We start from the raw sequence: 8,565 nt of genomic DNA, 5'->3' as shown, positions 1-8,565 counted from the left end.
TTAAAAAAATTAAAAACTTTAATTATTTCATTAAAATTTAAATTAATGACCGCAAAATAACATTGTAGTTTTTAACCAGTTGAAATTTAATTGTTTGTAAAAATTTAGTGAACAGATTTTTAGTGACAGAAACGTTATAGAAATAAAAAGTCAAGGGAGGCTAAGTCGAAACCTCCCTCAGTTGTTTTTATCTTCTTTTACTCCCAAATAAATCCCCCGAATTCCAAGTAGGTCGGTTTGGACTTTGAGCAATAGAATAGCTAATCAGAAAGTTGAGCTGCACATAGGTTTTAGCAGCCGCAAAATCGAAGATTCCATCTATACCATCAGCGGCACGGTGGTAGTATTTTGCCCGCCATTCCTTGATGAAGGCATCCATATCAAAGCCGGGAATATTCGACTTATTACCATATTTGATATGCAAAGCAGGAATTCCATTAGTTACAAAACTGTATTGATCACTTCTTACAAATCGATTTTGCTCTGGCTCTGGATCTGCTTCGATCTCCAATCCCAGGTAATCCGCAGCGAAATCTACATTGCCCATTATACTCGAATGCTCCGCTCCCAAAGGAACTATCGAAAGTAAAGGCGCAATCACTGTAGGCATATCGGTATTCACATTGGCAACGGTCGCAGATTTAGGAACCGTTGGATTAGAAGCAAAATAGGAGGAACCTACCAAGCCCATCTCCTCTGCTGTAACCATCACGATCAGAATCGAGCGCTTCGGTTTTGCTCCGCCTTTAGCATAAATCCGGGCAATCTCCAACAAGGCCGCCACACCTGAGGCATTGTCATGTGCACCGTTATAAATAGAGTCTCCATCAACTACTCGACCAATACCAACATGGTCCAAATGTGCTGAATGAACAACATATTCTGACTTCAGTTTGGGATCAGAACCCGGAATCAAACCAATCACATTTTCACTTTCAAACTCCGAAAAGTTATTCGTATAGCTTGCGGTCAGGGAAAATGGAAATTCAAAAGAGGAATTTTTTCGAGCTTTGATAGCTTCCAAAGTCCCTTCCAGATTTTTGCCTGAGTTTAAAAAGAGGCGATTGAGAAAAGCTCGATTGGAAGTCAAGGCAAAATTCAGATTTCCGTTAAAGCCTCTTCCGTAAGCCACTGTCTTCTCAGGATTCAAAGCCACATTGGATTGAATGACAGGATTTGGATTCGGAAATGAATTCATTGGATATACCAGAATCGCCCCAATTGCCCCTTTTTCAAAAGCAATGTTTAGCTTATTTCCCGGACTGGTGAAATGCGAAACCAAGGTGGAGGCTGGAATTCCATCGGGAACGCCTGCCACCATGACCACTACTTTTCCTTTGACGTCAATTCCCTCATAATCGGAATAGAAACCAGGAATATCTACGCCGTAACCCGCAAAAACTAATTTTCCTTCCCCAGTAGCTTGAGCAGCCAAAGGATTGGCATAAGGGAGAAAATCAGTCCCAAAAACCAGCGAATCTATATTTTCTTGCACATCAGAAAGGAAAGCTTTCGCGCTGGAATTAGAGACAACCGTATTTCTCAAAATCAACTTTTGGGTGTATTGACCAGGGTCACCGCCAGGCTGCACGCCCATTTTTTTGAATTCATTGACCACATAATCCACGGCTAGCTGATAACCTTCCGTTCCGGGCTTTCTGCCTAGCAGTTTATCATCTGCCAAGTAGGCAATGTGATTTCGGATCGTGACTGTATCGATTTGATCCATGGCTCGCTTGACAGAGCTTGGGACGTTCACTTTTTGGGCAAAAGCCCCAAAGGAAATGGCCCAGAAAAGGATAAATAATTGTTTTTTCATTTGCTGTTGAGATTAAATCCTTTTTCCATTCTTAGAAAAATATCACGCTGAACCTGATAATTATTGGTGCCTCAGACATGTTTTGAGGAGTTGAGAACAAGTAATTTGGTATGTCCAAGTTTGGTATTTTGTTTGAATAGCTAGCAATTCTAATTAATGAAGTTTTCCTTCTGCAAAAAGTCTTCTGATTTCTTTTTTGTCAAATTTTCCCACGCTGGTTTTTGGCACTTCATTGATATAAAAATAGTCTTTGGGAATCTGATATTTTACAAAGTCTCTAGATAGAAACTCAATTAATTCGTCATCTGAAACTTTATCATCCTTATCCATTAAGACTATTGAAGCCAAAGGTTTTTCTACCCATTTTTCATCCGGTATTGCGATTACTGCAGCTTCTTTAATTTTAGGATGGGCCATTAAGGCAGATTCCAAAGCTACACTGGAGATCCATTCCCCTCCACTTTTTATAAGGTCTTTGGTCCTATCCTTGATTTCCATATAGCCATCTTCATCGATTGTGCTCACATCGCCAGTTTTAAACCAACCGTCTTCAGTAAAGCTTTCAGAATTATTCGTTTTAAAATAAGAGCTTACGGTCCAAGCACCTTTTATTTGCAGTTCTCCCATGGTTTTGCCATCCGTCGGAGCCAAAGTCCCGTCGTCTTTTACAATTCGGATTTCCACTCCCGGAAATGCAGTTCCTTGTTTTGCACGAATAGTTAATTTTTCATCTTCTGATAAGTCATCATGTTTAGGCTGTAATCGACTTACTGTTCCCAAAGGTGAAGTTTCGGTCATTCCCCAAGCTTGGACACCTCTTATTCCGAAATCCTTTTCAAAACCTTCAATCAGGCTTTTTGGTAGGGCAGAACCACCAACAAGATATTCTTCGAGTGCTAATTTTTCTTTAGGAGGATTCTTTTTCATGGCATGATACACGCCCAGCCATATGGTTGGAACGCCGTTGGCCTTATTCACTTTTTCTGCGATGAGAATCTTAATTATAGCTTCAGGCTGTAAGTTGGAAGAGGGGAGTACCATGTCTGAGCCGGATAAGAGGCACAAGTATGGAAAGCCCCAAGCCATGACATGAAATTGTGGGACAATCAATAAAACCGTATCCCGATTGCTAAAATTTCCTGCATTTGGGGACATAATCGTTGTCGCATGTAAAAATGTGGATCTGTGGGAATACAAAACCCCTTTTGGCAAGCCTGTTGTTCCGCTGGTGTAACACATGCCACTGGCATCATTTTCATTTATCGTAGGCCACTCAAAATCTTCTGATTGGTCTGCCAGTAACTCTTCGTAATGCTGTGTATTTGGTAAAGTGGTCTTGAAATCTTTTGGTGCATTTAGTAAAACATAATGCGTTACAGTTTCGAGCAGAGGAGCAATTTTTTCCAAAAGAGGAACTAAAGTGGCATCCACAAAAATCACTTTATCCTCCGAGTTATTGATAATGTATTCGATCTGGTTGCTTGACAATCGAATATTTATAGTGTGACAGACAGCTCCTACACCAGAAATCCCATAGTATAATTCTACGTGTGGACCATGATTCCATGCAAAAGTCCCCACCATATCGCCCTCTTTGATTCCTATTTTCTGGGTTAAAGCATTGGCCAACTTTTTACAGCGTCTATACATATCACCAAAACTATACTCATGCCGCGACCCATCCGGCAGATAGGTGATTATCTTTTTGTGATGATAGACGCTGTTTCCATACTCCAGAATAGTAGTGGTCGTGAGTGGATAATTCATCATTAAGCCTTCCATTTTTCAAAAATTTAGAGTGTTAGTATTGAATAGTATTTCACTTATTCCAGAATAGTTAGATTAAATGAATTCCAACATAAGATATCCACAATTGCGGATATCTCGTATGCCTCCTTTTTTTCGGGAAGGTGAAATTCATGTCAAATTTCAGATAGAACATAAATTTCCTCTTTTCACTTGAACCAGCATCTGTAAGGTCAAAACTAGTTTATTACCCCATTCTTAAATGACTTATCCGGATAGGCCGGCGCCTGAGGAACTAGCCGAGGTTAGTACCTCGATAGGAATAGTAGCTTATATATGAATCCAACTCAATTGTCGTATCAGCGACAGGTAAATCTTTTTTGTAAGATATGCTTGGACAAATGGAGCTATCTCATCTTATCCGTGGGCCTACAGCCGCTGGTTTGGGTTTTACTTGTTGTATCTTTCCTTTCTTTATCTCTTCTTAAACTTGTTCAATGCATGCTTCTGAAACCCACCCGCATTGCGGCTGGTGGCATTTTGTGTACTGTTTTTTAAACAAAATGACTATGTCTATTGTGCAATCAATGTAATGTCAAGACCTTGCCCAGACTGACTAGACAGATAATAAGAATTGACAACAATTGGGAATCTATCATCATCTTGGATCATAATAGTCACATTTTTGAATTCGCTTGTTGAAATATTCTGAAATAAATTTCCAAAGATAAACTTAAAGGTAGTTTTATCTTGAATCAACTCATAAATACATAGTGGCTTTCCGTCTCTAAAAATATAAATCTCAGTAAAATTAAAAATATAACTATCAGTTTTTTCGGCAACTTCTGATTTAAAACTACAAGATTTTAATATTTGATGGAATTCATTGAGTGTTAACATATCTAAACTTGTTTTAAGAAAATTTTGGACATTCAGTTGGATCAAAATAAAGGCAACCCTTTTCATTATTTCCACCACATATTTCACAATTCCAGAATTCAGGCTTTGTATTATTCATTTCTCTTCGTTTTAAAAGACTTTTCAACAAAATATCACTTTCCATAAACTCATTTGTTTCAGTATCCTTTGCTAGGTTATAAAATTTGTCCCTATCATCAGCAGAGTTTACTAAGTAGAAATATTTTGCTTTATTCGGAAATTGAGATAAATCATTTTTTTTATAACTTGAAAGTCGAAAGGTACTAATTATAAATATTTGACTGTCCTTCCAATTGTTCTTAATTGCAACTTTGCTTAACTCCGTTGCAAGTTCCTTAGCTTTATCAGAAATTATTTTTGAATAGGATGGCGTTTTAATATGTAAGTCATCTGGGATGTGTAAATATCCAATAAGAAGGATTGTTGTTGCCTCTGTTGTTTTAATAGCTAAAATATTTTTGTCTTTATCTTCGAATAATCTCTCTGCTATTTCTTCATTGTACGTAAAGTCAAATTTAACTTTTTGCCAAAGAAATATTTGTAACATAAAATCAGGCAATTTTATTGGCAATGTTCTTATTTCCTTATTCAAATATTGATTTAATCCTTCTGGTGTTCTTAATTTATTTACGTCCATAGTAATATGTTTTAAAAGGTTTTCTAAAATATCATTCAACATGAAATAGACCCATTGCGCCTATTTTTTAATTATCCCCTTTCCCATTCTTAAAACTCTTATCCGGATAGGCCGGCGCTTGAGGAATAGGTCTTGGATCAGCCTTGATTAAGGCCTTCAAATGCTCGATCGCAGCTTCCAATTGCGCATCTTTTCCTTCGAAAGTCGCCTTTGGCATATTGATCACTTCGATGTCCGGAATAAACCCTACACCTTCGATCAACCATTCCCCTTCAGCCCCATAAACACCATTCATCGGCGCTCGAGCGATGCCATTGTCAGACAAGGTATTGGAACCTGAAAGCCAAACTTCTCCACCCCAAGTTCTGGCACCGATCGCTTTGCCCATACCGAGTCTTCTGAAGCCTTCGGCGAAAGCTTCTCCATCCGAAGCTGTAAATTCATCTACCAGCAAAACCAAATGACCACGGAAGGCATACGGCATGTTCCAATACGGTTCGCCGGTTCTGCCTTTCCAGTAGAAGAAAACCTCCCGCATCAATTTCTCTAAAATGAATGAGTCAATATTTCCACCGCGGTTTTGACGCATGTCGATGACTAGGCCTTCCTTCTTGAATTGAGGATAGAAGTCACGGTACCACTGCCCAATATCTCCCTCGGTCATCGCACGAAGGTGTACATATCCTAGCGCCCCATCAGATTTAGCTTCCGTTTCCAGCCTTCGGCTATATTCCCATTCATTGTAGCGAAGGTTGGACTCAGCTTGTGCCGACATGGGCTTGAGAATCTGATCTGATTTGGCCTTGCCATCTGCAGCTAGTAGCGAGATCCGAACTTGTTTGTCTGCCTTGTCTCTCAATAAATAATAAAGATCCGGCACTTCCATCACTGCTACTCCATCAATATGTGTGATGACATCTCCTTCAGAAATTGCTAAATCGGGATGGGAAAGTGGAGACATTTCATCCGGATAGTCTGGATCAGACAAGTAAATATGATCGATGGAATAGCCTTTCAGTTTTTCATTTCTACCAAGTTTTGCACCTAGCATCCCGAAATTGATATTGTCTTCCCCGTCTCTGAGGTCACCCCCTCGTACGGAAGTGTGTAGCACGGAAAGTTCGCCCACTAATTCACCAATCACATCCGAAAGCTCTGCTCGTGTAGTTACCCGATCTACCAAAGGAAGATACTTTTGATACATCGCATCCCAATCTACGCCATGCATTCCGGCATCATAGAAATAGTCCCGCTCCATTCTCCATGCATCGGTATAGATTTGCTTCCAGTCTTCTCGTGGATCGATGGAGTATTTGACTCCACTGAAATCCATTTTGGTTTTGGATAAATCAGAAACAGGGGATGTGCCCAATTCCACTACCGAATAATTTGATCCGCTTCGGACAACGATATATTTGTTGTTTAGCGAGACGGAATAGTTGCGAACATTATCAATAAAAGCTTTTGGTTCCGGCTTGTTGGATATTGGAAGCATCATGAGTGGCGCTTTTTCATCACCGCTGGCTCCAGCTCCATAAATTACACCCATTCCTGGGCCAATCTCATGGTAATAAAGTGCCTTGTCGGTCACAATGAGATTGGTATAATTTCCTGCTGGTACTGGCACTTCCCGAAGTCTTGCTTGAATTCCATTTTCCTCGATAGTTACCGTCACTTTTTCAGGAGCTTTCTCCGCTTCCTTTTGCAATTCATTGTTGAAAAAGAAAGGAGAAACCAAGCCTTTCTTTAAACCGATTTGATAGATTTTCATCTGCTTTTCCCAGAAAGGCTCCGGCTGACGTGTTCCCCAAGGACTTCCAATCTTAGATTGGAAATTTCTATCAGAAAGGAAATACAACCAATTTCCATCAGTGCTCCACTGTGGACTTAGGCTGTTTGCCCGATCGGAGGTCATCGCTATTCGCTTCTTGCTGTCAATATTGAATGCATGGATTTGCGAAAAGGTATTACTTGCGGCTTGTGCGTACGCCAGCCATTTGCCATCAGGCGACCAAGCCATGCTTGAGGTAATGCTTTCATCCGAATCAGTCACTTTGGTCTGAGCTCCTGTGGCTTTGTCCATCACCCAAATAGTCTCATTCAAATCCCGGAAAGCTATTTTGGTTCCGTCAGGGGAAGGAAGCAGACTAAATTTCAGGGTTGTTCCATTCTTGGAAACTTGCTTTCCCTGGTCCATTCCTAGGCTGCTGTACTCATGAATTTCAAATTCCGAACTTTCATCCGAGAAGGTTAAAATCGATTTTCCATCCGGGGAAAAAATCGCATCGCGGTAGCGGACACCATCTTTTCTACTCAAACGGACGGTTCTACCATCTTTTACCGGAACAGAAAAAACCCGGCCTCGCGTAGTCATTACGACTCGTTCACCATCATTGGACACTGCCATGTTACTTAAGTAAGACATTGGGTTTTCCACCCATTTTTCCCGTAGCTGATCGAAATCAGAAATGAGCTGAATGGCTAGAGTCTTTGAGGATCCTGTTTCTAAATCCATCAATTTGAGATCTGCGCCGACCCGATAAACGAGTTGATCTCCCGAAATCGAAAATTCCCGAACATCGAAACTTGGTTCTTTGGTGATTTGGCCCAGTGACCCGCCATTCTCATCCATGCTCCAGACATTCACGATGCCATCGCGAGAGGAAAGAAAATATACTTTTCCTTGATGTGGTACCGGATGATGATCCTCGCCTTTGTAATCTTTCGTCAGTTTTACTGCCTCAACAGCTCCTGTGCTGTACTTCCAAAGTTGGCGGGCAGTTCCTCCTTCATAGCGCTTGGTAACGTTATTGTGAAATGTTGGTCTGACAAAAAAGTAAGTAGAGCCATCTGCAGAGAAGCTTCCCTCAGCGGCCATTTCCAATGGAAGAAGTTGCTTTGCTCCACTGGTTACATTGACAGTAACTGTGTTGAGTTTAGGGAGCGTGGAATATTGATTGGTGACGTAGGCAATTTCCGTGGCAGATTTCCAAGCGGTGGGAATTGAGGCTGCCGGTTCAAAAGTCAGTCTCTTAGGAAGCCCTCCATCGATCGGTATCAAATAGACTTCTGTTGGGCCTTCATAGCTGGCAGCATAAGCGACCCAATTGCCATCTGGGGAAATTTTTGGGTCAGATTCATCACCGGGATGCGAAGTCAATCTTATAGCGTTTCCGCCAGAAGTAGGCACTCTCCAGATGTCACCTTCGGCGACAAAGACCAATTGATCTCCCTTGAGATCCGGATGCATAAAATAGCCTGGAGTAGTTTGTGCAATGGAAAAATTGCAGATGAGAAGTAATAGGGGGAGGATGAATTTTGACATAGTTTCTAGATTTCATTAGAAAAGATTCAATCTAATTGTTCTGATAGAATTCGCCATGCTTTTGGTATAAAATTCAATTTCTCCATGTCTTGAATAGAG

General features: G+C 40.7%; 5 protein-coding genes. All 5 read right to left on the bottom strand.

What is annotated here, in order from left to right:
* Positions 1 to 187 precede the first annotated feature (187 nt).
* The 5 genes from BVC88_RS20120 to BVC88_RS20100 all read right to left on the bottom strand — a co-directional run bounded on the left by BVC88_RS20120 (position 188) and on the right by BVC88_RS20100 (position 8,466).
* Positions 188 to 1,819 (bottom strand): M28 family peptidase, encoded by a 1,632-nt coding sequence (locus tag BVC88_RS20120; protein ID WP_075352536.1) that lies wholly within the window; start codon positions 1,817 to 1,819, stop codon positions 188 to 190.
* A gap of 153 nt (positions 1,820 to 1,972) precedes the next feature.
* On the bottom strand, positions 1,973 to 3,601 hold the full coding sequence (locus BVC88_RS20115; protein ID WP_075352535.1) for a long-chain fatty acid--CoA ligase: 1,629 nt from the start codon (positions 3,599 to 3,601) through the stop codon (positions 1,973 to 1,975).
* Positions 3,602 to 4,138: 537 nt separating this feature from the next.
* Positions 4,139 to 4,465 (bottom strand): hypothetical protein, encoded by a 327-nt coding sequence (locus BVC88_RS20110; protein ID WP_075352534.1) that lies wholly within the window; start codon positions 4,463 to 4,465, stop codon positions 4,139 to 4,141.
* Between the two features lie 13 nt (positions 4,466 to 4,478).
* The gene (locus BVC88_RS20105) at positions 4,479 to 5,141 is read right to left on the bottom strand and encodes a hypothetical protein (protein WP_075352533.1); all 663 of its coding nucleotides are present in this window, start codon (positions 5,139 to 5,141) and stop codon (positions 4,479 to 4,481) included.
* 67 nt (positions 5,142 to 5,208) lie between these two features.
* Positions 5,209 to 8,466 carry a S41 family peptidase gene (locus tag BVC88_RS20100; protein ID WP_075352532.1) on the bottom strand — a complete coding sequence of 1,086 codons (3,258 nt, stop codon included), beginning with the start codon at positions 8,464 to 8,466 and terminating at the stop codon, positions 5,209 to 5,211.
* Between the last annotated feature and the right edge of the window lie 99 nt (positions 8,467 to 8,565).

The organism is Algoriphagus marinus (genome assembly GCF_001936475.1).
Lineage (GTDB): Bacteria > Bacteroidota > Bacteroidia > Cytophagales > Cyclobacteriaceae > Algoriphagus > Algoriphagus marinus.
Note: the sequence above shows the minus strand (reverse complement) of the source record. Positions and strands in the feature narration are given on the sequence as shown.

Bases quoted from the DNA above. Each gene is read 5' to 3' on its own strand.
- BVC88_RS20120 (WP_075352536.1), bottom strand. From the start codon at position 1,819: ATGAAAAAACAATTATTTATCCTTTTCTGGGCCATTTCCTTTGGGGCT.
- BVC88_RS20115 (WP_075352535.1), bottom strand. From the start codon at position 3,601: ATGGAAGGCTTAATGATGAATTATCCACTCACGACCACTACTATTCTG.
- BVC88_RS20110 (WP_075352534.1), bottom strand. From the start codon at position 4,465: ATGTTAACACTCAATGAATTCCATCAAATATTAAAATCTTGTAGTTTT.
- BVC88_RS20105 (WP_075352533.1), bottom strand. From the start codon at position 5,141: ATGGACGTAAATAAATTAAGAACACCAGAAGGATTAAATCAATATTTG.
- BVC88_RS20100 (WP_075352532.1), bottom strand. From the start codon at position 8,466: ATGTCAAAATTCATCCTCCCCCTATTACTTCTCATCTGCAATTTTTCC.